Annotated in this window: 14 protein-coding genes; 4 read left to right on the top strand and 10 right to left on the bottom strand. The window is 71.4% G+C overall.

The window, feature by feature from the left end:
* Nucleotides 1-30: 30 nt before the first annotated feature.
* The 3 genes from ACVHNB_RS07740 to ACVHNB_RS07730 form a co-directional block, all read right to left on the bottom strand.
* Nucleotides 31-3,477, bottom strand: coding sequence for an nSTAND1 domain-containing NTPase (locus ACVHNB_RS07740; protein ID WP_456227682.1), 3,447 nt, complete (start codon nt 3,475-3,477; stop codon nt 31-33).
* 371 nt (nt 3,478-3,848) lie between these two features.
* Complete coding sequence (locus tag ACVHNB_RS07735) at nt 3,849-4,148, bottom strand: TetR/AcrR family transcriptional regulator C-terminal domain-containing protein (protein ID WP_456227681.1); 300 nt, start codon at nt 4,146-4,148, stop codon at nt 3,849-3,851.
* A 129-nt stretch (nt 4,149-4,277) separates the two neighbouring features.
* The gene (locus tag ACVHNB_RS07730) at nt 4,278-4,859 is read right to left on the bottom strand and encodes a TetR/AcrR family transcriptional regulator (protein ID WP_456227680.1); all 582 of its coding nucleotides are present in this window, start codon (nt 4,857-4,859) and stop codon (nt 4,278-4,280) included.
* A gap of 83 nt (nt 4,860-4,942) precedes the next feature.
* Between ACVHNB_RS07730 and ACVHNB_RS07725 the strand changes: the two genes are divergently transcribed.
* Both ACVHNB_RS07725 and ACVHNB_RS07720 read left to right on the top strand, forming a co-directional pair.
* Nucleotides 4,943-6,526, top strand: coding sequence for an MFS transporter (locus ACVHNB_RS07725; RefSeq protein WP_456227679.1), 1,584 nt, complete (start codon nt 4,943-4,945; stop codon nt 6,524-6,526).
* 123 nt (nt 6,527-6,649) lie between these two features.
* On the top strand, nt 6,650-9,637 hold the full coding sequence (locus ACVHNB_RS07720; protein ID WP_456227678.1) for a helix-turn-helix transcriptional regulator: 2,988 nt from the start codon (nt 6,650-6,652) through the stop codon (nt 9,635-9,637).
* Between the two features lie 82 nt (nt 9,638-9,719).
* Here the strand turns inward: ACVHNB_RS07720 and serA are convergent, their stop codons facing one another.
* The 6 genes from serA to ACVHNB_RS07690 form a co-directional block, all read right to left on the bottom strand.
* Nucleotides 9,720-11,321 (bottom strand): phosphoglycerate dehydrogenase, encoded by a 1,602-nt coding sequence (gene serA, locus ACVHNB_RS07715; protein ID WP_428952147.1) that lies wholly within the window; start codon nt 11,319-11,321, stop codon nt 9,720-9,722.
* Nucleotides 11,322-11,579: 258 nt separating this feature from the next.
* Nucleotides 11,580-12,581, bottom strand: a complete 1,002-nt coding sequence (gene ilvC / locus ACVHNB_RS07710; RefSeq protein WP_365511181.1) for a ketol-acid reductoisomerase — start codon at nt 12,579-12,581, stop codon at nt 11,580-11,582.
* Between the two features lie 99 nt (nt 12,582-12,680).
* Nucleotides 12,681-13,208 (bottom strand): acetolactate synthase small subunit, encoded by a 528-nt coding sequence (gene ilvN / locus ACVHNB_RS07705; protein ID WP_363198694.1) that lies wholly within the window; start codon nt 13,206-13,208, stop codon nt 12,681-12,683.
* Nucleotides 13,209-13,237: 29 nt separating this feature from the next.
* Complete coding sequence (locus ACVHNB_RS07700) at nt 13,238-15,088, bottom strand: acetolactate synthase large subunit (protein ID WP_456227677.1); 1,851 nt, start codon at nt 15,086-15,088, stop codon at nt 13,238-13,240.
* 243 nt (nt 15,089-15,331) lie between these two features.
* Nucleotides 15,332-18,190: a putative bifunctional diguanylate cyclase/phosphodiesterase gene (locus ACVHNB_RS07695; RefSeq protein ID WP_428952149.1), complete on the bottom strand. Its 2,859-nt coding sequence runs from the start codon at nt 18,188-18,190 to the stop codon at nt 15,332-15,334.
* A gap of 440 nt (nt 18,191-18,630) precedes the next feature.
* Nucleotides 18,631-19,569 (bottom strand): 2-hydroxyacid dehydrogenase, encoded by a 939-nt coding sequence (locus ACVHNB_RS07690; RefSeq protein WP_428952150.1) that lies wholly within the window; start codon nt 19,567-19,569, stop codon nt 18,631-18,633.
* Nucleotides 19,570-19,645: 76 nt separating this feature from the next.
* On the opposite strand from ACVHNB_RS07690, the gene ACVHNB_RS07685 reads away from it, so the two are divergent.
* Nucleotides 19,646-20,647, top strand: a complete 1,002-nt coding sequence (locus tag ACVHNB_RS07685; protein WP_428952151.1) for an aldo/keto reductase — start codon at nt 19,646-19,648, stop codon at nt 20,645-20,647.
* Nucleotides 20,648-20,765: 118 nt separating this feature from the next.
* Entirely contained in the window at nt 20,766-21,938 is a 1,173-nt protein-coding gene (locus ACVHNB_RS07680) for a PQQ-dependent sugar dehydrogenase (protein WP_456227676.1), read from the top strand.
* Between the two features lie 14 nt (nt 21,939-21,952).
* Here ACVHNB_RS07680 and ACVHNB_RS07675 read toward each other — a convergent pair whose 3' ends face one another.
* Entirely contained in the window at nt 21,953-22,225 is a 273-nt protein-coding gene (locus ACVHNB_RS07675) for a DUF6191 domain-containing protein (protein WP_456228850.1), read from the bottom strand.
* Nucleotides 22,226-22,293 lie beyond the last annotated feature (68 nt).

Below are 22,293 nucleotides of genomic sequence, written 5' to 3'. Positions count from 1 at the left end.
TTTCCACTGGGCAGGCGCCGAACGTGGGCGTCAGTTCCTGTCAGGTAGCAGGAAAGCGCGGCGCTCCTCGACGCTGAGTTCCCGGAAGACCCGCCGGCGGGCGCGGCGCAGCAGGCCGTCGACGTCGTGATCGGCCAACGTCCAGATGCGTACGGTGCGGTCGCGGGAGGCGGTCGCCAGCCGCGAGCCGTCGGGGTGCCAGGCGAGGCCGCTCACCCGGTCGGCGTGGACGCCGAGTACTGCGGTCTGGGTGGCGCTGTCCGGGTCCCAGAGCCGGACCGTGCGGTCCTGGGACACGGACGCGATGCAGGTGCCGTCGGGCGACCAGGCAACGTCCTGGACTCGCTCCTCGTGGCCGGCCAGGACGGCGAGTTCGGCGCCCGCGAAGGGGTCCCACAGACGGATCGTGCGGTCGCGGGAGCCGGTGACGAGGCGGCGGCCATCGGGTGACCAGTGGACCTTCCAGACGTAGTCCAGGTGACCGTGCAGGGTGGTGACAGCCGTGCCGTCGGTGGTGTCCCAGACGATGGCGGTGCGGTCCGTGCTGGACGTGGCGAGATAGCGGCTCTGCGGTGACCAGGCTGTGCCGCCGATCCAGTCCTCGTGGCCCCGCAGGATGTGGACGGTCGCACCGGTGGCGGCGTCCCAGACGCGGGCTGTGCCGTCGCGGGATCCGGTGGCGATGCGGGTGCCGTCAGGGGACCAGGAGACGTGGGACAGCTCCTCGGTGTGTCCGACCAGGTTGATGTCATCGTCGCTGCCGTCCTCCCGCCACACGACGGCCGCGCCATCGCGCAGGGCGATGACCAGACGGGTGCCGTCGGGGGACCAGGCCGCATCGGACACCTCACCGCCGTGCCACCCGCCGGTCGAACGGCCGGTGGCGAAGTCCCGGATGCTCAGGGAGCCGTCCTGGTAGACGGAGGCGATGGACGTCCCGTCGGGCGACCAGGCGACTCGGAGGACCGCGCCATCGCGGTCGCTGAAGACGTTGGTGGTTTCGGTGACGTTCCACACGGCCGTGGTCCGGTCGCGGGAGGCAGTCGCCAGCCGCTTCCCGTCGGGAGACCAAGCGACGCCGTAGATGGTGTCGGCGTGCCCGGTGAGCCGGACCTCGCCCTCGGCCCCATTGAGGCTCCAGACCCAGGCCGTACGGTCCGCGTCACCACCGGCGAGGCGCGTGCCGTCCGGTGACCAGGCCAAGGAGTTGATGACCTCCGGGCTCTCCAGCGTGCGCTGCACCTGCCAGCTGCCGGTGTCCCAGATCCGTATGGTTCGGTCACCGGAGGCCGAAGCGAGCCAGCGGCCATCCGGCGACCACCGGATCGACTCGACGTTGTTCTGGTGGTCGGTGAGCACAGTGACGACGGCTGCGGTGGCCGCGGCCCAGACCCGTACCGTGCCGTCTTCTCCGCCACTGGCCACGTGTTTCCCGTCAGGTGACCACGTCACGCTCCAGACCATGCGCTGGTGCCCGCGCAGCACTGCGGATTCAGCGTAGGTGTCGGCGTCCCAGATCCGCACGGCGCAGTCGCTGCCGACCGACGCGAGGCGGCTGCCGTCAGGCGACCAGGCGACACCACCGACCCCCTCCTCCCGGTCGCCGGTCGCCGCCGTGTGGCGCAGGACGGCCAGTTCGGCCCAGGCGTCGGAGGACCAGACGCGCACGGTGGTGTCCCTGCAGCCGGCCGCAAGCCTGCGTCCGTCGGGGGACCAGGCCACCCCCTGTACCCAGGCGCCGTCCCCCGCAAGCACTACCGGTTGGTCGTCGCGGTCCAGACGCCACACCCGTACGGTGCCGTCGTCGCTAGACACGGCCAGCCGCAGCCCGTCCGGCGACCAGGCCACCCCGGACGCGCCGCGTTCGAAGCCGCGCAGCACAGCTCGCAGCCGTGAGGCGCCCAGGGCCGTGTGCAGCGCCTGGACCGCGCCGGGTGTGGCCGCGCACTCCTCGACCGCCGCAAGGGCGGCGAGCACGGCGGTCTCCGGCTCCGTGTCGAGGCTTCCGAGGGCCCGGACGGCCACCGCGTCCGCGGCACGTTCCATCGTCGCCCGGTCCGCCCGTAGCGACCGGTCCACAAACTCCTCGACCAGTAGCGTCGCACCGACCGTCCGCGAGGACTGCGCCAGCCACCGCCGGGCGACAGACAGCCGCTCCCCGGTGAGGAGGTAGGCGTCCTGGCGCTCCGCGTGGTCCCAGTCCTGCGCCCAGCGTTCCAGCTCAGTGCGGCGGCGCAGGTCATCGGTGCGGGCGGCGACCGCTTGGCGCAGCGGCGCCCACTGGCGGAACAGCGCCTCGTGCGCCACGTCCAGGACGCCCCCGTCGCCGGTAAGCAGGCGTCCGGCGACAAAGGCGTCGGCGACCTCCTGTTCCCGCGGGGTGAGGTCGGTACGACGGACCCGGCGGCGGGTGGCTTCGTTGCGGTCGATGGTGACGAAACGCAGCAAGGTGGGGATCACGGGTGCGTCCGCCAGCTCGCTGGTGATCTGGTCGGCTCGCTCGGACAGGGCCCCGGCGACGCCGCCGAGGGCGCGGTAAGCCTCCTCGGTCACCGTCCCGCCGGACCCTCCGGCGCGCAGGTACAGCTCTTGGAGGGTGTAGGCGAGCAACGGCAGCGCGTCGCCTCCGCCGCATTCATCGACCATGCGGGCCACGACGCCAGGTGCGAAGGTCAGCCCGGCCTGCTCGGCGGGCTTTTCGATGACCTCATACAGCGCGTCCCGGGCGAGTGCGCCGACGACGGCCGGGTTACGCACCAGCTCGGCGAAACCGGACTCCAAGAACCCGGTGAGGAAGTCCGAGCGCAAGGTGGCCACGATCCACAGCCGCGGGTCACGCCGCAGCGCGTCGCACACGGCGGTGAGGAACGCGTCCCGCTCCTCGCGACCGGACAGGGTGAGCAACTCCTCCAGCTGGTCGATCACCAGCAACGCTGGCCGTTCGTCGGGCAGTTGGGCCAGCCGCCGTTGCAAGGTGCCGACCGGGTCCACACCGGGCGAGAACGGTACCGCGACCGCCCAGCGCCCCCGCCGCCGGGCCAGCGCCGGCAGCAGCCCGGCCCGCACCAACGACGACTTTCCGCTCCCCGATGGCCCGACCACGGTCACAAACCGCCGCGCCCGCCCCGGCACCGCCGGATGCAGCCGCCCGACCATCTCGGCGATCTCCCGGTCCCGCCCGAAGAAGACGGCCGCGTCGTCCGCCGTGAAAGCTTCAAGCCCCGGGTACGGCGGCTGGGCGTTGTTCCACACCCGGCGCACCGGCGCCGGCCGATCGAGGAGGTGCAGCGCGATCTGGCCCCCGACCAGCAGCACCAGCGCGACGCCGATCAGCGGCGCCGACCAGTCCCGCAACAGCCGCAGCGCCAGCGGCACATGGTCCGACTGGCCGGTCGCGTAGTTCGTCGCGATACCCAACAGGGTCCCGACCAGCATGAGCAGGACATCGACCACGAGCTTGATGGGGCGTCGATCCATAGATCGACAACTTAGCTGTCACCGAGGCCGAGATGGGCAGATCCTCATAACAACCCGGGGCCGCGGCATGTCCACTTCGCCGACGAATCACAACTCGGCAGGCTCCAGGACCTTCCACGCCCCGCAGCCGTGTCGCAGGGTGGTCAGGCGAGCAGGCCGCCGACCCCAGGTCAGCGAAACCGGCGATCAACCAGACCATAGAACCTCACTCGCTGTCAGGAGCTCGACCGAGGAGTGACCACTGATTGTCAGCAAACAACCGACGCTGCCGTTGCCAACCGCACGCGGATTCCAGAGTTTCGCCAGGAAACCCTGCCAACGAAACCGCGGACCCTACACCCACCGTCCCGTACGCCCGCAGGACCCCGGCTCTAGCCCACCGTCCCGTACGCCCGCAGGAAGATGTCGACGGCCGCCCGTGCGATCTCCCCCGTCTCGGCGGCGGTCACGGCCTTGGTGCCGAGACGGGAGCGCGCCTCCATCGGGCCGGTGAGCAGGGCGAGAAACTGCTCCGCGGCGACGGCCGGGTCCGCTGCGCCCAGCCGACCGGCGAGGACCAGCCGCGCGAACCGGTCGGCGAGCGCCTCGCCCAGCCGCTCCGCGGTCCGCCCCTGCACCACTTCGGCGAGATCGGGGAACGTCGCGAGCTGCGCGTACGTCAACGCCCGCAACGCACGCTCCCGTTGACCGCAGCGCACCGTCAGCAACCGGTGCCCGACGTCCTCCAGATCCGCTCGCAGATCGTCGCCGGGATCGCGGAGCCGCGCGCGGGGTTCGTCCGGCGACCTGCCGGACCGGCCCTAGTCCGCGGCGGCCATCGCGGCCGCCAACTGCCCGAGCCCCTGGGCAAGTTGATCCGCACTCGGCGAGAACTCCGGGTCGAAGGTGTGCTGGGCGATGAGGCCGAGCACCAGCACCGAGAAGAACTTGCCGAGGGTGTCCACGCTCGGGTCGTCGGCGGGGGGCTCCTCGCCCCCCATGATCATGCCGATGAAGCCGCGCCCGGCCTCGCGCTGAGCCGCCGACAAGTACTCCCGTACGGCCGGGAGCTTGTCCCCCATCGTGATGAGCTCGATGCTCAGGTGCCAGAGGGAGCCGGGCTTGCCGAGGCTGTCGGTGATCCCCGACATCACCGCACGGAACCGCTCCAACGACCCTGGCTCGCCCGGCAGTTCACCGACGTCGCCCCAGTCGTCCGAGGCCGTCTCGGCCAGCGCCACGTAGGCCTGCGCGAGCAGCGCGTCCTTCGAGCCGTAGTGGTAGCCGATGGACGCCAGGTTCGTCCCCGACTCCTTGACGATGTCGCGCGCGGTCGTGCGCACGAACCCCTTCTCCAGAAGGCAGCGCTTGGCGCCTTCGAGCAGATCCTCGCGATGTCCCATGCGGTCACCGTACCCCCGATCCATACAGCCGTTCTATACGCCCGTACTAGACAAGCGTTTAAGACGCTCGTACAGTTCCCAACATGACGAACTCGACGAGCACCACCACGCCCTCCAACTCCCTTGCGGGGCGCCGCGAATGGACCGCGATGGGCGTCCTGATGCTGCCGCTGCTCCTGGTCTCGATGGACGTCTCCGTCCTCTACTTCGCGATCCCCGCGATCGGCGCGGACCTGGCGCCGACCGGCACCCAGCAGCTGTGGATCTTCGACATCTACGCGTTCGTGCTCGCCGGCCTGCTGATGACGATGGGCTCGCTCGGCGACCGGATCGGGCGCCGCAGGCTCCTGATGATCGGCGCGGTCGCGTTCGGCGCCGCGTCGGTCTGCGCGGCGTACGCGAACAGCGCCGAGATGCTCATCGCGGCCCGCGCGGTCCTGGGCATCGGCGGGGCGACCCTGATGCCGTCCACCATGGCCCTGATCCGCAACATGTTCCGCGACGCCAAGCAGCGCGCGAAGGCCATCGGCATCTGGTCCGGCGTCATGACCGGCGGCGTCGCGCTCGGCTCGGTGATGAGCGGCATCCTCGTCGAGCACTTCTGGTGGGGCTCGGTGTTCCTGGTGAACATCCCCGCGATGGTGCTGCTCCTGGTCCTCGCCCCGGTTCTTCTCCCGGAGTTCAAGGACCCGGAGCCGGGCCGCTTCGACCTGCTGAGCGTCCCGCTGTCGATGGCCGCCGTGCTCCCGCTCGTCTACGGCATCAAGGAGATCCCCTCCGAGGGCTTCGCACCGCAGTACGTCGTCTCGCTCGTCGTCGGACTCCTCTTCACGGCCCTGTTCGTCCGCCGCCAGCGCACGGTCGCGTCGCCGCTGATCTCACCGGCCCTGTTCGAGCACCGCGGCTTCGGCCCGGCCGTCGCCCTGAACCTCGTCTCGGCGTTCGCGATGATGGGCTCGGCGTACTTCACGACGCAGTACTTGCAGGCGGTCCTCGGCAGGAGCGCTCTGGAAGCGGCTCTGTGGGCCCTGCTGCCCACCGTCCTCGTCGGCGTCGCGGCGCCCGTCTCCATGGTCCTCGTCCAGCGGGGCGTGCACCGCGCCACCGTCGTCGCGATCGGCTTCCTGACCAGCGCCTGCGGCTACGGCCTGCTGGCCCTCACCGGCACCGACTCGCTGTGGACCGCCCTGGCGGGAGCGGGGGTGCTGGCGTCCGGCGCGGTCATCGTCGGCTCCCAGCTGACCGACCTGGCGCTCGGCGCGGCCCCGGCGGAGAAGGCGGGCGCGGCCTCGTCCCTCCTGGAGACGGGCCAGGAGTTCGGCGGCGCGCTCGGCATGGCGGTCCTCGGCTCGATCGGCACCGCGGTCTACCGCCACGACCTGGCCGGCGCGCCGGACGCGGCCCGGGAGACCCTGGGCGGGGCTCTGGCCGCCGCCCGGCACCAGCCGCCCCGCGCGGCCGAGACGCTGCTCGCCACCGCGCGGGAGGCCTTCACCAGCGGGATGCACATGGCGGCGTTCGCGGGGATCGCGGTGCTCCTGGCGGCGGCGTTCCTCGCGGCCCGCGGTCTGCGGAACACCCCTGCCGCCGCCGGCCCGGCCGCCGGGCCGGCGGCGCCCGAGCCTGCGGCTCCCGCCACGGCGACGTGCGGGAAGGCGACCGCCTGACGCCCTCGTCGGTCAGGTGCCGGGCCGGCCGGACCGCGTCGGCCCGCCCGGCACCGCCGTACTCAGCACACCGGAGAACCCGGACCCACCTGCGGCAACGACGGAGCGTGCCAGGATGGGCCCGTGGCACAGACATTCGAGACGCCGTTCATCGGCCGGGCGGACGAACTCGCCCGGCTCACCGGCGTGCTGGAGCGGGCCGCGGCCGGCGATCCGCGCGCCGTCCTCGTGGCCGGGGACGCCGGCGTCGGCAAGACCCGCACGCTCACGGAGGCCGCGGCGCATGCCGCCGCCACCGGCATGACCGTCCTGACCGGCCACTGCGTGGACCTCGGCGACGTGGGTCTGCCGTACCTCCCGTTCACGGAGATCCTCGGCGCGGCGGCCGCCGACGAACGGCTCGCCCCGGCCGTCGCCGCCTACCCGGCGGTGGACCGCCTGCTCGGCACCGCCCCCGGGACGGGTCCCGCCCCCGACCCCGGCAGCCGCCTCCAGCTCTTCGAGGGCGTCGCGGGACTCCTCGCCGAACTGGCCGACCTCACCCCGCTCCTCCTCGTCATCGAGGACCTCCACTGGGCGGACCAGTCCTCCCGCGACCTGCTCCGCTTCCTGCTCAGCCGGGGCGTCCTCCAGCGGCCCACCCCCGGTGGACCGCCCCACCGCCTCGCGGTCCTCGCGTCGTACCGCACGGACGACCTGCACCGCCGCCACCCTCTGCGGCCCCTGCTCGCCGAGCTGGTCAGGCTGCCCGCCGTCGACCGGCTCGAACTGCGCCCGCTGGCCGACGCGGACGTGGCCCGGCTCGTGCGCTCGCAGCGCACCGGACCCGTCCCCGACAGCACGGTCCGCCGCATCGTCGACCGCGCCGAGGGAAACGCCTTCTACGCCGAGGAGTTGCTCGCCGCGCTGCCCGGCGACGACGAGGACCCCGGCTCCCCCGCCGTGCCCGGCGGCCTGGGCGGTCTGGCCGATGTGCTGCTCATCCGGATCGACCAGCTGACCGAGACCGCCCAGCAGGTCCTGCGCACGGCGGCCGTGGCGGGGCGGCGGGTCGGGCACGACCTGCTGCGGGACGCCGTCCAACTGCCGGAGGAGGAACTGGAGTCGGCGCTGCGCGAGGCGGTCGGCCGCCAGCTGCTGCTGCCCGACGACGACGCGACGTACTCCTTCCGGCACGCGCTGACCCGCGAGGCCGTGTACGCGGACCTGCTGCCCGGCGAACGGGTCCGGCTGCACGGGGTGTTCGCCGCGCTCCTCGGGGGCGAGGGCCGCTCGGCGCAGAGCGCGGCGGAGCGGGCCCACCACTCACGCGAGAGCCACGACCTGGCCGACGCGCTGGCGGCCTCCCTCGAAGCCGCCGACCACGCCCAGCGCGTCCGCGCGCCCGCCGAGGAACTGCGTCACCTGGAGACCGCGCTGGAACTGTGGTCCGTGGTGGACGCGTCCGCCCGTCCCGAGCACAGCGACCCGGTCACCCTCACCCTGCGTGCCTCGGCCGCCGCCGCCCACGCCGGCGAGCCCCATCGCGCGGTCCAGCTCACCCGCTCCGCGCTCGCGCGGGCCGGCTCGGACGCCGACTCCGAACTCGCCGCGCGGGTGCGCTACACCCTCGCGGGCAACCTGATGCGGATCGACAACCTGGAGGCCGCGTTCACGTACAGCAGCGAGGCGCTCGCGCTGATCCCGGCCCAGCCGCCCTCGCGCACCTGGGTGTGGGCGGCCGCGACCTACGTCATGGCGGCCCGGTACGTGGGCCGCGACGAGGACGCCGAGCGTGTCGCCGGGCAGGCGATCGGCATCGCCGAACGGCTCCGGCTGACCGACGCCCAGGCCGACTTGACGATCTCGCTGGTCGGCCTGGAGGAGCACAACCGGCGCACCCCCAAGGGCCGCGAGCGACTGCTCGAAGCCCGTGGACTGGCCCGCGCCGCCGGGAACCTCCAGGTGGAGATGCGCGCCCTCTACAACCTCGCGATCGGCTGTTACGAGTGCGGCGAACTGGACGCGTGCCTGGGCTGGATCGGCGACGGCCTCGACCGCGCCCGCCGCGCCGGGCTGCTCTCCTCGCCGTACGCCGTGGAACTGCGCTACATGCAGTCCCTGCTGCTCTACACGCTGGGCCGCTGGGACGAGTGCACGCGCACGGCCGCCGCCGACGTCGAACGGCTCACCGCCACGTCCGGCTTCGCGACCGCGCCCGCGCTGTACGTCCCGGTCGCGCGCGGCGAGTTCGACGTGGCGGTCACCGGCGCCCGCGCGCTGCTCGACGGCCCCCAGGACTGGATGGCGTCGCTCGTCGCGAGCATCGTGCTGACCGACGCCGCGGCACTGCGCGGTGACGCCGAGGGCTGCGTGCGGCAGATGGAGGCCTCGGTCGAGCGGCTCACGGAGGGCTCGGGCTCCGACCGGCCCGACGCCGTGGTCCGGCTCGCCGCGCTCGCCCTGTCGGCGGTCGCGGACGCGGCGGAGGAGTCCCGCCTGTCCGGCGACGCGGCGGGCGCCGGGCGCTGGGCGCACACCGCGACCGAGCTCGTGGAGCTGGCCCGGAGCACGGCGGCCCAGGGCGAGGACGGCACCGAGCAGGGGCCCGAGGGGCTGGCCTGGCTGGCCCGCGCCGAGGCCGAGGCCGTACGCGCGGCCACCGGCCCGGACGTCGCCGCCTGGGAGCGGGCCGTGACGGCGTTCGGCTACGGCGATCCGTACGAGCTGGCCCGGTGCCGACGCCGGCTCGCGGAGGCCCTGCTCACCGCCGACCGCCGCGAGGAGGCCGCCGAGCAGGCGGCCGCGGCCCGGGACACGGCCGTGCGGCTCGGCGCCGTGCCGCTGCGCGAGGCGCTCGACGACCTGGTCCGGCGGGGCCGCCTCGCCGACGCACCGGCCACCGAGGAGCGGATCGCGGCCCTGACCGCCCGGGAGAGCGACGTGCTGCGGCTGCTCGGCCGAGGACGCACCAACCGCCAGATCGGCGAGGAGCTGTTCATCAGCGGGAAGACGGCGAGCGTCCACGTCTCCAACATCCTCGCGAAGCTGGGCGCCACGAGCCGCACCGAGGCCGTGGGCATCGCCTACCGCGAGGGCCTGATCGAACCGGAGACGGGCAGCTCGGGCTGACGTGCCGCGACGGCCGAGGGCCGGGCCACCCGTGGGTGACCCGGCCCTCGGCCGTTCGGGAAACCGCCGTGGTCGTCAGGCCTCAGACGAGGTTGACGGACCGCGCCGACGTCGCGCCGATCTCCGCGGCGACCTCGGTGAGGACGCTCTGCGGCACCGAGTCGTCGACCGTCAGCACGGCCAGCGCCTCTCCGCCGATGTCCGCACGGGCGACCTGCATGCCGCCGATGTTGATGCCCGCCTCACCGAGGACGCGGCCCACCGTGCCGACGACGCCGGGACGGTCCTCGTAGCGCAGCACCACCATGTGGTCGGCGAGCGCCAGGTCCACGTCGTAGTCGCCGACGGCGACGATCTTCTGCAGGTGCTTGGGGCCGGCGAGCGTACCGGAGACCGAGACCTCCTGGCCGTCACCGAGGGTGCCGCGCACGGTGACCACGTTGCGGTGGTCGGGCGACTCGCTGGACGTGGTCAGCCGGACCTCGACACCGCGCTCCTGGGCGAACAGCGGCGCGTTCACGTACGACACCGTCTCGTCGACGACGTCCTCGAACACGCCCTTGAGCGCGGAGAGTTCGAGCACCTTCACGTCGTGCTGGGTGATCTCGCCGTACACCTCGACGTCGAGCCGGACCGCGACCTCGCCCGCGAGCGCGGTGAAGATCCGGCCGAGGCGCTCGGCGAGCGGCAGACCCGGCTTGACGTCCTCGGCGATGACGCCGCCCTGGACGTTCACCGCGTCCGGCACGAGCTCACCGGCGAGCGCGAGGCGCACCGAGCGGGCGACGGCGATACCGGCCTTCTCCTGCGCCTCGTCGGTGGAGGCGCCGAGGTGCGGGGTGCAGACGACCTGGTCGAACTGGAACAGCGGGGAGTCCGTGCAGGGCTCCTTCGCGTACACGTCCAGGCCGGCGCCGGCGACGCGGCCCTCCTTGAGCGCCGAGTACAGCGCCTCCTCGTCGACGATCCCGCCGCGCGCGGCGTTCACGATGCGCACCGAGGGCTTGACCTTGTGCAGCGCCTCGTCGCCGATCAGGCCCAGCGTCTCGGGGGTCTTGGGCAGGTGGACGGTGATGAAGTCGGAGACCTCGAGCAGCTCGTCCAGCGACAGCACCTTCACGCCCATCTGCGCGGCGCGCGCGGGCTGCACGTACGGGTCGTACGCGACGACCTTCATGCCGAAGGCGGACATGCGCTGCGCGACGAGGGCACCGATGCGGCCCAGGCCGACGACACCGAGGGTCTTCTCGGCGAGCTCCACACCCGTGTACTTGCTGCGCTTCCACTCGCCGCCCTTGAGAGCCTGGCTGCCCTGCGGGATGTTGCGCGCGGTGGCGATGAGGAGGCCGCAGGCCAGCTCGGCGGCGGTCACGATGTTCGACGTCGGGGCGTTGACGACCATCACGCCGGCCTTGGTGGCGGCGGAGACGTCCACGTTGTCGAGGCCGACGCCGGCTCGTGCGACGACCTTCAGCTTCTTGGCGGCGGCGATCGCCTCGGCGTCGACCTTGGTGGCCGAGCGGATCAGGATCGCGTCGACATCGGCGATGGCGGGCAGCAGCTCGGCCCGGTCCGCGCCGTTGCACTGGCGGATCTCGAAGTCCGGGCCCAGCGCGTCCACGGTCGCGGGCGACAGCTCTTCAGCGATGAGTACGACGGGTTTGCCGTTGGCAGCAGTGCTCACGTGAGTCCTCACAAGTCCCAATGCGGACGGCCGTCCCGACGGCCGCAAGCGGTGGAGGGGTGGGTGCATGGCCGCGTGGAAGACGCACGACGCTGTGGGCCCGACGCGAATAGTTCAGCAGTGTAGTGGCGCGCGGGAGGCCGTCTTGCGCCTCCCTGGAAGGATCACTCGTCCGTGGCTGGACGCCATGGACAACCGTGTGGACAACCTATGGAGAACGGGGCCGCGGCGTGTGCCGCGGCCCCGTTCTGCGAAGGCTTACGCCTCCTCGTTGTCCACCCAGCTCATGAGCTTGCGCAGCTCCTTGCCGGTGGTCTCCAGGAGGTGGTTCTCGTCCTGCGTCTTGTACTCGTTGTACTTCTTCAGGCCCGAGTGGTACTCGTCCATCCAGTTCTTGGCGAAGGTGCCGTCCTGGATCTCGGCGAGAACCTTCTTCATCTCGGCCTTGGTGGCGTCCGTGATGATCCGCGGGCCGGTGACGTAGTCGCCCCACTCGGCGGTCTCGGAGATCGACCAGCGCATCTTCTCCAGGCCGCCCTCGTACATGAGGTCCACGATGAGCTTCAGCTCGTGCAGGCACTCGAAGTACGCGATCTCCGGCTGGTAGCCGGCCTCGGTCAGGGTCTCGAAGCCCGCCTTCACCAGCGCGGCCGTACCGCCGCAGAGGACGGCCTGCTCGCCGAAGAGGTCGGTCTCGGTCTCCTCGGTGAAGGTCGTCTTGATGACGCCGGCGCGGGTGCCGCCGATGCCCTTCGCGTAGGACAGGGCGAGCTCGAAGGCCTTGCCGGTGGCGTCCTGCTCGACGGCCGCGATACACGGAACGCCGCGGCCCTCCTCGTACTGGCGGCGCACCAGGTGACCCGGGCCCTTGGGGGCGACCATGCAGACGTCCACGCCGGCCGGGGGCTTGATGAAGTCGTAGCGGATGTTGAGGCCGTGACCGAAGAACAGCGCGTCGCCGTCCTTCAGGTTGTCCTTGATGGACTCCTCGTAGACCTTGGCCTGGATCGGGTCCGGCACCAGGATCATGATGACGTCGGCCTCGGCCGCGGCCTCGGACGGCGTGACGACACGCAGGCCCTGCTCCTCGGCCTTCGCCTTGGACTTGGAGCCCTCGTGCAGACCGACGCGCACGTCGACGCCCGAGTCGCGCAGGGACAGCGCGTGGGCGTGGCCCTGGCTGCCGTATCCGATCACCGCGACCTTGCGGTTCTGGATGATGGACAGATCGGCGTCGTCGTCGTAGAACAGCTCGGCCACTGGGGTTCTCCTTGGTGTGCTGGTGTTGCGTCCCACCGTACGGCGGGAGAAGGACGGAAAGTTTTCAGGTCTCGCTATGCGAGCACGGTGACGCGTGGATCAGGCCGTGCGGTCGAGCGCCCGCAGGCTCCGGTCGGTGATGGAGCGCGAGCCGCGGCCGATCGCGATGGTCCCGGACTGGACGAGCTCCTTGATGCCGAAGGGCTCCAGCATCTTGAGCATCGCCTCGAGCTTGTCGCTGGAGCCGGTGGCCTCGATGGTGACGGCCTCGGGCGAGACGTCCACGGTCTTGGCGCGGAACAGCTGGACGATCTCGACGATCTGCGAGCGCGTCTCGTTGTCGGCGCGGACCTTGGCGAGCACGAGCTCGCGCTGGACGGCGGCGCCCGGCTCCAGTTCGACGATCTTCAGGACGTTGACCAGCTTGTTGAGCTGCTTGGTGACCTGTTCGAGCGGGAGGCCCTCGACATTCACGACGATGGTGATGCGGGAGATGTCGGGGTGCTCGGTGATACCGACGGCGAGCGAGTCGATGTTGAAGCCGCGGCGTGAGAACAGTGCGGTGATGCGGGCGAGCACGCCCGGCTTGTTCTCGACCAGGACGGAGAGCGTGTGCTTGGTGGACATGGTGTGTGTTCCCTGCTTCCTGACAGCTCTCAGTCGTCTTCGTTGTCGCCGAAGTCGGGGCGGACACCGCGTGCGGCCATGACCTCGTCGTTCGAGGTGCCGGCGGCGACCATCGGCCACACCATGGCGTCCTCGTGGACGATGAAGTCGATCACGACGGGGCGGTCGTTGATCGCGTTCGCCTCCTCGATGCACTTGTCGAGGTCCTCGGGGCGCTCGCAGCGGATCGCGTAGCACCCCATCGCCTCGGACAGCTTCACGAAGTCGGGGACGCGGGTGCCCTTGTTGGGCGGGGTGTCACCCTCGGGGCCGGCGTGCAGCACGGTGTTCGAGTAGCGCTGGTTGTAGAACAGCGTCTGCCACTGGCGGACCATCCCGAGGGCGCCGTTGTTGATGATGGCGACCTTGATCGGGATGTTGTTCAGGGCGCAGGTGGTCAGCTCCTGATTGGTCATCTGGAAGCAGCCGTCGCCGTCGATCGCCCAGACCGGCTTGTCCGGTGCGCCGGCCTTGGCGCCCATCGCGGCGGGCACCGCGTAGCCCATGGTCCCGGCGCCGCCCGAGTTGAGCCAGGTCGACGGCTTCTCGTACTGGATGTAGTGCGCGGCCCACATCTGGTGCTGGCCCACGCCGGCGGCGAAGATCGTGCCCTCGGGGGCGAGTTGGCCGATGCGCTCGATGACCTGCTGCGGGGAGAGCGAACCGTCCTCGGGCTGCTCGTAGCCGAGCGGGTAGGTGTCGCGCCAGCGGCTCAGGTCCTTCCACCAGGCGCTGTAGTCGCCGATCTGGCCCTCGCTGTGCTCCTTCTGCACGGCCTGGATCAGGTCGGCGATGACCTCGCGGGCGTCCCCGACGATCGGCACGTCGGCGGCGCGGTTCTTGCCGATCTCCGCGGGGTCGATGTCGGCGTGGACGATCTTCGCGAACGGCGCGAAGCTGTCCAGCTTGCCGGTGACGCGGTCGTCGAAACGGGCACCGAGGGCGACGATCAGGTCGGCCTTCTGCAGCGCGGTGACGGCGGTGACCGCACCGTGCATGCCCGGCATTCCCACGTGCAGCGGGTGGCTGTCGGGGAATGCGCCGAGCGCCATCAGGGTGGTGGTGACGGGCGCTCCGGTGAGCTCGGCGAGGACCTTGAGCTCGGCGGTGGCGTGCGCCTTGAGGACGCCACCACCCACGTACAGGACGGGCCGCTTCGCACCCGTGATCAGCTTCGCGGCCTCGCGGATCTGCTTGGCGTGCGGCTTGGTCACCGGGCGGTAGCCGGGCAGGTCCGCCTGCGGCGGCCAGGAGAACGTGGTCTGCGCCTGCAGCAGGTCCTTGGGGATGTCCACGAGGACCGGACCCGGACGCCCCGTGGAGGCGATGTGGAACGCCTCGGCGATCGCCTTCGGGATGTCCTCGGCCTTGGTGACGAGAACGTTGTGCTTGGTGACCGGCATCGTGATGCCGACGATGTCCGCCTCCTGGAAGGCGTCCGTACCGATCGCGGCGGAGACGACCTGGCCGGTGATCGCGACCAGCGGCACCGAGTCCATGTACGCGTCGGCGATCGGCGTCACCAGGTTGGTGGCACCCGGGCCCGATGTGGCCATGCACACCCCGACCTTGCCGGTGGCCTGCGCGTAACCGGTGGCGGCGTGCCCCGCGCCCTGCTCGTGACGGACGAGCACGTGGCGCACGCGGCTCGAGTCCATCATCGGGTCGTACGCGGGAAGGATCGTGCCGCCGGGAATGCCGAATACGGTGTCGGCCCCGACCTCCTCAAGCGAGCGGATGAGGGACTTCGCACCCGTGACGTGCTCGACGGGGGCGGACTGCTGTCCTCCGGAACGGGGCCGCGGCTGCGGATGGTGGGCCCCGGTGGCCTGCTCGGTCATCGGCATTCTCTTCTCGATGCTGAGGGTTTTTGCGAGGGTTGTGCAGGGGTCTTACGGGTTGCGTCCTGTGCCGGTGCAACAAAAAACCCCTCGTGCCGTGGGGCAAGCGAGGGGAGCGCGCCGGGAGCGGTTGCTGGGGATTCCGGTGCGGACCGGTGGGTCCCAGCTTCAGCCGACGCGCTTTCCAAGTACGAGAATTCGGGTGCGCATGGCATTGACCCTCCCCCCGGCACACAGGGCGTGTCAAGTGGGTGGGACGGGAGTCTCATTATGTGAGCGCAGTGCGGGCATGCCGGCGAACACCGGCTCGGCCGGTCCCGTCGGCACCGGGTACTCCCCCGAGGCCAGCGCGCGCCGCAGCCGGTACTCGTCGAGCGGCCCGGAGAACGCCATCCCCTGACCGTGCGTGCACCCCATCTCCCGCAGCGCGAGAACCTGCTCGGGCAGGTCCACCCCGTCGGCCACGGAGGTCAGCCCGAGGTCGCCCGCGATCCGCAGCAGCCCGCTGGTGATCTTGTGCAGGCGCGCGGACTCGACGACTCCCTCGACGAGCGACCTGTCCAGTTTCAGTACGTCCACGGGGAGCCTGCGCAGCGCGGTGATCGCCGCATAGCCGCTGCCGAATCCGTCCAGGGCGATGCGGACGCCGAGTCTGCGCAGTGCCGTGAGACGCCGCTCCAGCTCGTCCAGAGGCGCCCTCGGGTCGCTGTCGGCGAGCTCGATGATCAGCGCGCCCGACGGCAGCCCGTGGCGGGTCAGCAGCGCCTCGATGGAGCCGAGCGGCATGGCGCGGTCGAGGAGCCTGCGGGCGCTTATCCGCACGGCGACCGGCGTCGCGTGGCCGCTGTGGCCGCGCTCGGCGGCCTGCTCGACGGCCTCCTCCAGCATCCAGCGGCCCAGCTCCGCGGTGCGCTCGCTGTCGTCGGCCACGCGCAGGAACTCGGCGGGCGTGAAGAGGATGCCCTGCGCCGAGCGCCAGCGCGCCTGCGCGGCGACCGCCGTGATCCGTCCGTCGTCGAGGGAGACGATCGGCTGGTGCAGGAGCGCGAACTCGCCGTCGTGCAGGGCCGAGCGCAGCCGCGTGGCCAGCTCGGCCTTGCGGACCACGTCGGCCTGCATCTGGGGCGCGTACAGCTCGACGCGGCCCTTGCCCGCGGCCTTGGCCCGGTACATCGCCAGGTCCGCGTTGCGCAGCAGCTCGCCCGCCGTGATGTCGGGCTCGGCGAAGGAGACGCCGATGGAGGCGGCGACGCGCACGTTGTCGTGGCTGCCGATCGTGTAGGGCTGGGACAGCCGGATCCTGAGCCGGTCGGCCAGCTCGTAGATCTGCTGTTCCCTGGCGGTGTGGTCGCGACTTCCGTCGCCGACGATCAGTGCCGCGAACTCGTCACCGCCGAGACGGGCCGCGGTGTCTCCGGAACGTACGGAGTCGGCCAGCCTTCTTGCCGCCTGCACGAGCAGTTCGTCGCCCGCCTGGTGGCCGATCGTGTCGTTGACCTGTTTGAAGCCGTCGAGGTCGATGAAGAGCACGGCGGTGCCCCGGTCGGTGGCCCGTCGTCCGGTCAGGGCCTGACCGACCCGCTTGGTGAACAGGGCCCGGTTGGGCAGGTCGGTGAGCGGGTCGTGCTCGGCGTTGTGCTGCAACTGCGCCTGGAGACGCACCCGTTCGGTGACGTCTCTGCTGTTGAGGATCAGGCCGCCGTGGTGGCGGTTGATCGTGGACTCCACGTTCAGCCAGGCTCCGGTGCCGGACCGGAAGCGGCACTCGATGCGGGTGGTGGGCTCCTCGACCTGGCTCGCGGCGAGGAACCGGCGTACCTCGTGCACCACGCGCCCGAGGTCCTCGGGGTGGATGATCGAGGCGAGCTCGGATCCGACGAGCTCCTCCGCCTCCCGTCCGTAGACCCCGGCGGCGGCGGGGCTGACGTACCTCAGGATCCCGTTCGGAGCGGCGATCATGATGACGTCGCTGGAGCCCTGCACCAGGGAGCGGAAGTGGTTCTCCTTCTGCGCCAGCTCCTGGGTGAGGGTGATGTTGTCGAGGAGCATGATGCCCTGGCGCACGACGAGGGCCAGGACGACGGTGCAGGCCGTGAAGAGCACCACCCGGTCCACGCTGTGCCCGTTCAGGACGTTGTAGAGAATCCCCAACGTGCAGACGGCGGCGGCCAGATACGGCGTGAGCGCGGCCAGCGAACCCGAGATGGGCCGGGTGTAGCTGACCTGGTAGCGCCCGCCGGGTCCCTGCGGACGCTCCTCGTGCGACGGCCCCGCCTTGGGCCCCACCCACGGCGCGTACGCGAGCAGCAGCGACCCCGCGAACCAGCCCGCGTCGAGGATCTCCCCCGAGCGGTAACTGGCGTGCAGCAGGGGGGAGGTGAACAGCGCGTCGCACATCACGGTCAGGGCGAGCGCGCCGATCGCGGTGTTCACCGCCGTGCGGTTGCCGGGCGAGCGCCGGAAGTGCAGCGCGAGCACCATGCTGACCAGCGCGATGTCCAGCAGCGGGTACGCGAGTGACAGCGCGGTGCGGGTGACGCTCTGCCCCTCGAATTCGGCGGTGTGCGCGAGGGCGAGGCTCCAGGAGAGGGTGACCAGGGATCCGGCGATGAGCCACGCGTCGAGTGCGAGGCAGATCCAGCCGGCCTTCGTCACGGGCCGCTTGGCGAGGACGAGGAGACCGATGATCGCGGGCGGCGCGAAGCAGAGGAAGAACAGGTCGGCGAGGCTCGGGGTCGGCACGGGCGCGCGCAGGACGACCTCGTACCAGCCCCACACCCCGTTACCGAGCGAAGCCATCAGGGAGGAGAGTGCGAAGAGGAGCCAGGCGGGTCGAAAGCGGCTGCGCCGGCTGCGCGCGTACAGAAAGTTCGATACAGCGGCGACGGCGGCGGCGATACTCAGCCCGAAGTCGCCCATGAAGAGGGCGAGTCCGTCGCTTCCCCAGCCGATCGCGGACCCTGTGGCGTAGGCCGCGCAGAGCAGGGTGAGTGCCAGCTGGGGGCCCATGCCCGCGCCGCCCCGCGGGGCGCGGGCGGGTACCGGCCCTCCGGAATGCAGGGGGGCGCCCAGAGCGGTGGTCGGCGTCGACTGGGCGGTCATCGGACCGCCTCGGTCCATCGGGCCGCTCCGGTGTCCCGCTCGCCCTGCCTGGCGTGCGGGTGCCTTCTGCGGCCTCCGCGGGCCCCGGCCCGGTGCGTATGGCTCCTGCGGCAGCCCGGACTTCGCCCGTGTATCGGTGCGCGTGAGGCCAGACAGACCAGCCGCCGGCGGCCCCGCCGCGTCGGATCGTTCGCCCATAGGCCGTGCATCGCCCGTCGCCCCCCTCGCAGTCCGACATTCGTCCCCGGCGCCGCGTACTGAGCGGCGCTGCCCCAGTCGGGACGATACACCAGTCTCGTCACTCAGGGACATAGTTCCTCTACTCTCCGTGACGACCAGCGACGATGAAGGCACGGGGTGCAGCCGGACGGGCGCGGAGCGTGCGCGCCCAAAGGCGGGCGGCCGCACGGGAGTTGTCCGTGGGGCCGGTGGTGCGTCGGTCAGCTGATGGTGAGGACGATGTTGTCGAGCGGCTGTCCGGCCGCGAAGCGGGTGAGCTGGGCGGCAAGGAGTCGCTTGGCGCGCGGCAGGAAGGCGGACGTGGGACCACCGACGTGCGGGGAGATAAGCACTCCCGGAGCCTGCCACAACGGGTGGTCCCGGGGCAGCGGTTCGGGGTCGGTGACATCCAGGGCCGCATTGATACGGCCACTCTCCAACTCCGCGAGGAGCGCCTTGGTGTCGACGACCGGACCGCGGCCGACGTTCACCAGGAGTGCGCCGTCCTTGAGGCGCGCGAGGAACTCGGCGTTCACCAGGCCGCGGGTGTCCTCGGTGAGCGGGGTCACCAGGATGACGACGTCGGCCTCGGGCAGCAGCTCCGGCAGGTCGGTGAGCGGGTGCACGGGCCCGCGCTCCGCCGTGCGTGCGGAGCGTGCGACGCGCGCCACCCGCGCGACCTCGAAGGGGACGAGCCGGTCCTCGATGGCGGCGCCGATCGCCCCGTATCCCACGATGAGCACGTTCTTGTCGGCGAGCGCGGGACGGAACCCGGAGCGCCACTCCCCGCGGTCCTGTCCGCGCACGAAGTCCGGGATTCCGCGCAAGGAGGCGAGGATCAGGGTCAGCGCGAGTTCGGCGGTGCTGGCGTCGTGCACACCGCGCGCATTGCACAACTCCACGCCCGGGCTCAGGTACTTGAGCCCGCTCTGTACGTGATCGACCCCTGCGGAGAGGGTCTGCAGCACCCGCAGGGACGCCATCTCCGGCAGGGGCCGTACGGCGATCTCGATGCTCTTCATGTAGGGGACGACGTAGTACGCGCAGTCGGCAGGGTCCGCGGGAAAGTCCGGCTCACCGTTCCAGAAACGGTAGTTGAGGCCTTCGGGAAGGCCGGGGACCTCGTCGGCGCGGAAGGGCAGCCATACATCACCAGTCATGGTCAGGAGGCTATGTCAGACCCTCCGACGTGCAGAGGTTAGGTTGGGGACCAAAGACAGGGAGGGTCACGAGCAGGTGGAGCGCAAGGCGATCGGGGCGGCGGCGCTCGAGGTGGGTGCGGTCGGACTCGGCTGCATGCCGATGAACTGGGCCTACACCGGATCCCGGCAGCGCGGCGAGGAGTCCTTGCGTACCGCGCACGCCGCGCTGGACCGGGGCTGCACCCTGATCGACACCGCCGACATGTACGGGCCGTTCACCAACGAGCTGCTGCTCGGCCGGGTCCTGAAGGAACGGCGTGCGGATGCCTTCGTGTCGACGAAGGTAGGGCTGCTCGTCGGCGAGCAGCACATCGTCGCCAACGGCCGGCCGGGCTATGTGAAGCGGGCCTGCGACGCGTCGCTGCGGCGCCTGCAGACCGACGTCATCGACCTGTACCAGCTGCACCGGGCCGACCCCGAGGTCCCGGTCGAGGAGACCTGGGGCGCGATGGCGGAGCTGGTGCGCGCCGGCAAGGTGCGCTCCCTGGGGCTGTGCGCGGTGGGCGCGCGGGCCACGCGTCGCGGCGGCCGCGCCGGGCTGTACGGCGAAACGATCCGGCAGCTGGAGCGGGTCCAGCAGGTGTTCCCGGTGAGTTCGGTGATGGCCGAGTTGTCGGTGTGGTCCCCCGAGGCGCTGGAGTCGCTGGTGCCGTGGTGTGCGGCGCGCGGCATCGGTTTCCTGGCGGCGATGCCGCTGGGCAACGGGTTCCTGACCGGGACGCTGACGCCTGGCCAGGGGTTCGAGCCGGACGACGTGCGGGCCCGGCATCCCCGTTTCACCGCCGAGATGATGGCCGCGAACCAGCCGATCGTGGCGGGCCTGCGACGGGTCGCGGCGCGCCACGGCGAGGGCGTGACACCGGCGCAGGTGGCACTGGCCTGGGTGCTCGCGCAGGGGCGGAACGTGGTGCCGGTGCCCGGGGCCAAGCACGAGCGGTGGGCGGTGGAGAACGCGGCGGCCGCCGAACTGACGCTGACGGAGGCGGACTTGGCGGAGATCGCGGAGCTGCCCGCGGCGCAGGGGTCCTGGGACTGACGGCGGCCGCGCGCCATCGGGATCCGACCGGGTCGGATTCGGTGGACGGAGATCGGGAACCTGCGCGGGGCGAGCGGTGTATGAACGGTAGAACCGTCGCGTCGAAGGGATCCTGATCGTGCAACGTTCAGCTGTGCGGCCCGCGTGTGCCGTGGCCGCCTGTGCCGCGCTCCTGTTCACGGTGGCGGGGTGCTCGTCCGGTGGCGACGGGCCGCCGAACAAAGACAAGACATCCGCGCCGAGCGCGAGCGATCCGGGCGGGTCCACGACTCCGAAGTCGGGCGACGTGCCGCCGGCCAAGGGGTCGGTGACCGTCGTGCGCACGGTCACCGAGGGCCTGAGATCGCCGTGGGGGCTGGCTCCCCTGCCCGAGGGGGACCTGCTGGTCTCGTCGCGGGACGAGGGGACGATCACCCGCGTCGACACGAAGACCGGGAAGAAGACGGAGCTCGGCGCGGTGCCCGGTGTGGCACCGGCCGGCGAGGGCGGCCTGCTGGGCCTCGCGCTCTCGCCTTCCTACGCCTCGGACCACATGGTCTACGCGTACTTCACGACGGAGTCGGACAACCGCATCGCGCGGATGCTGTACGACGAGAAGAAGCCCGCCGGTGAGCAGCTGGGCGCTCCGGACACGGTGTTCAAGGGCATCCCCAAGGGCACGAACCACAACGGCGGGCGGATCGCGTTCGGCCCGGACGACCTGCTGTACGTGGGCACGGGCGAGACGTACCGCACCGAATTGGCGCAGGACAAGAAGTCCACGGGCGGCAAGGTCCTGCGGCTCACTCCGGACGGCGCCCCCGCACCGGGCAATCCGTTCGCCGACTCTCCGGTGTACTCGTACGGGCACCGCAATGTGCAGGGCCTGGCCTGGGACGAGGACAAGCGGCTGTGGGCCTCGGAGTTCGGCCAGGACACCTGGGACGAGCTGAACAACATCGTGGCGGGTGACGACTACGGCTGGCCCGACGCCGAGGGCGAGAGCGGCAAGGCCGGGTATCACGATCCGATCGCCCAGTGGCACACCCAGGACGCCTCCCCCAGCGGGGTCGCCTTCGCGGAGGGCTCGATCTGGATGGCGGGACTGCGGGGCGAGCGCTTGTGGCGCGTTCCGCTCGACGGGACCAAGGCGGCGCATGATCCGCAGGCGTTCCTGAAGGGGAAGTACGGGCGGCTGCGCACGGTGGTCTCCGCGGGTGGCGACAAGCTGTGGCTGGTGACGAGCGAGACGGACACACGGGGCACGCCGGGGAAGGGGGACGACCGGATTCTGGAGCTGAAGGTGAGCTGACCCCGGGGGTGCCCTCAGTCGCGCGCGGGCGCCGGGCCCTCCACGGCCGCCGCGGTCCCGGAGGCCTCCGGCGGCGATGTCCCTGCCTCGGGCTCCGCCTCGGACTCGGGCTCCGTCTCGGGCTGCGCCTCGGTCCTGCCCGGGGGACGGACGACGACCTTGCCGGAGGAGAGGTCTATGGGGCCGCGGCCGGGGTCGCCGTCGTTCAGGTCGACCCGGGTGAGCTCCAGGCGCTTGCGCTCGTCGTTGGTGTGCTTGCGGCCGGGGGCGAACAACTCCTCGAACATGTTGAACACCGCGCCTCCAGATGGCGTGACAGCCGAGCCTCCCGTTCAGCGTACGGGAGGGCCCGGCC

It is taken from the genome of Streptomyces sp. YJ-C3, from assembly GCF_053891275.1.
Note: the sequence above shows the minus strand (reverse complement) of the source record. Positions and strands in the feature narration are given on the sequence as shown.

Excerpts from the sequence above, each read along its gene's own strand:
- ACVHNB_RS07740 (WP_456227682.1), bottom strand. The coding sequence starts at position 3,477 with ATGGATCGACGCCCCATCAAGCTCGTGGTCGATGTCCTGCTCATGCTG.
- ACVHNB_RS07730 (WP_456227680.1), bottom strand. The coding sequence starts at position 4,859 with ATGGGACATCGCGAGGATCTGCTCGAAGGCGCCAAGCGCTGCCTTCTG.
- ACVHNB_RS07725 (WP_456227679.1), top strand. The coding sequence starts at position 4,943 with ATGACGAACTCGACGAGCACCACCACGCCCTCCAACTCCCTTGCGGGG.
- ilvN (WP_363198694.1), bottom strand. The coding sequence starts at position 13,208 with ATGTCCACCAAGCACACGCTCTCCGTCCTGGTCGAGAACAAGCCGGGC.
- ACVHNB_RS07700 (WP_456227677.1), bottom strand. The coding sequence starts at position 15,088 with ATGACCGAGCAGGCCACCGGGGCCCACCATCCGCAGCCGCGGCCCCGT.
- ACVHNB_RS07695 (WP_428952149.1), bottom strand. The coding sequence starts at position 18,190 with ATGACCGCCCAGTCGACGCCGACCACCGCTCTGGGCGCCCCCCTGCAT.
- ACVHNB_RS07690 (WP_428952150.1), bottom strand. The coding sequence starts at position 19,569 with ATGACTGGTGATGTATGGCTGCCCTTCCGCGCCGACGAGGTCCCCGGC.
- ACVHNB_RS07675 (WP_456228850.1), bottom strand. The coding sequence starts at position 22,225 with ATGTTCGAGGAGTTGTTCGCCCCCGGCCGCAAGCACACCAACGACGAG.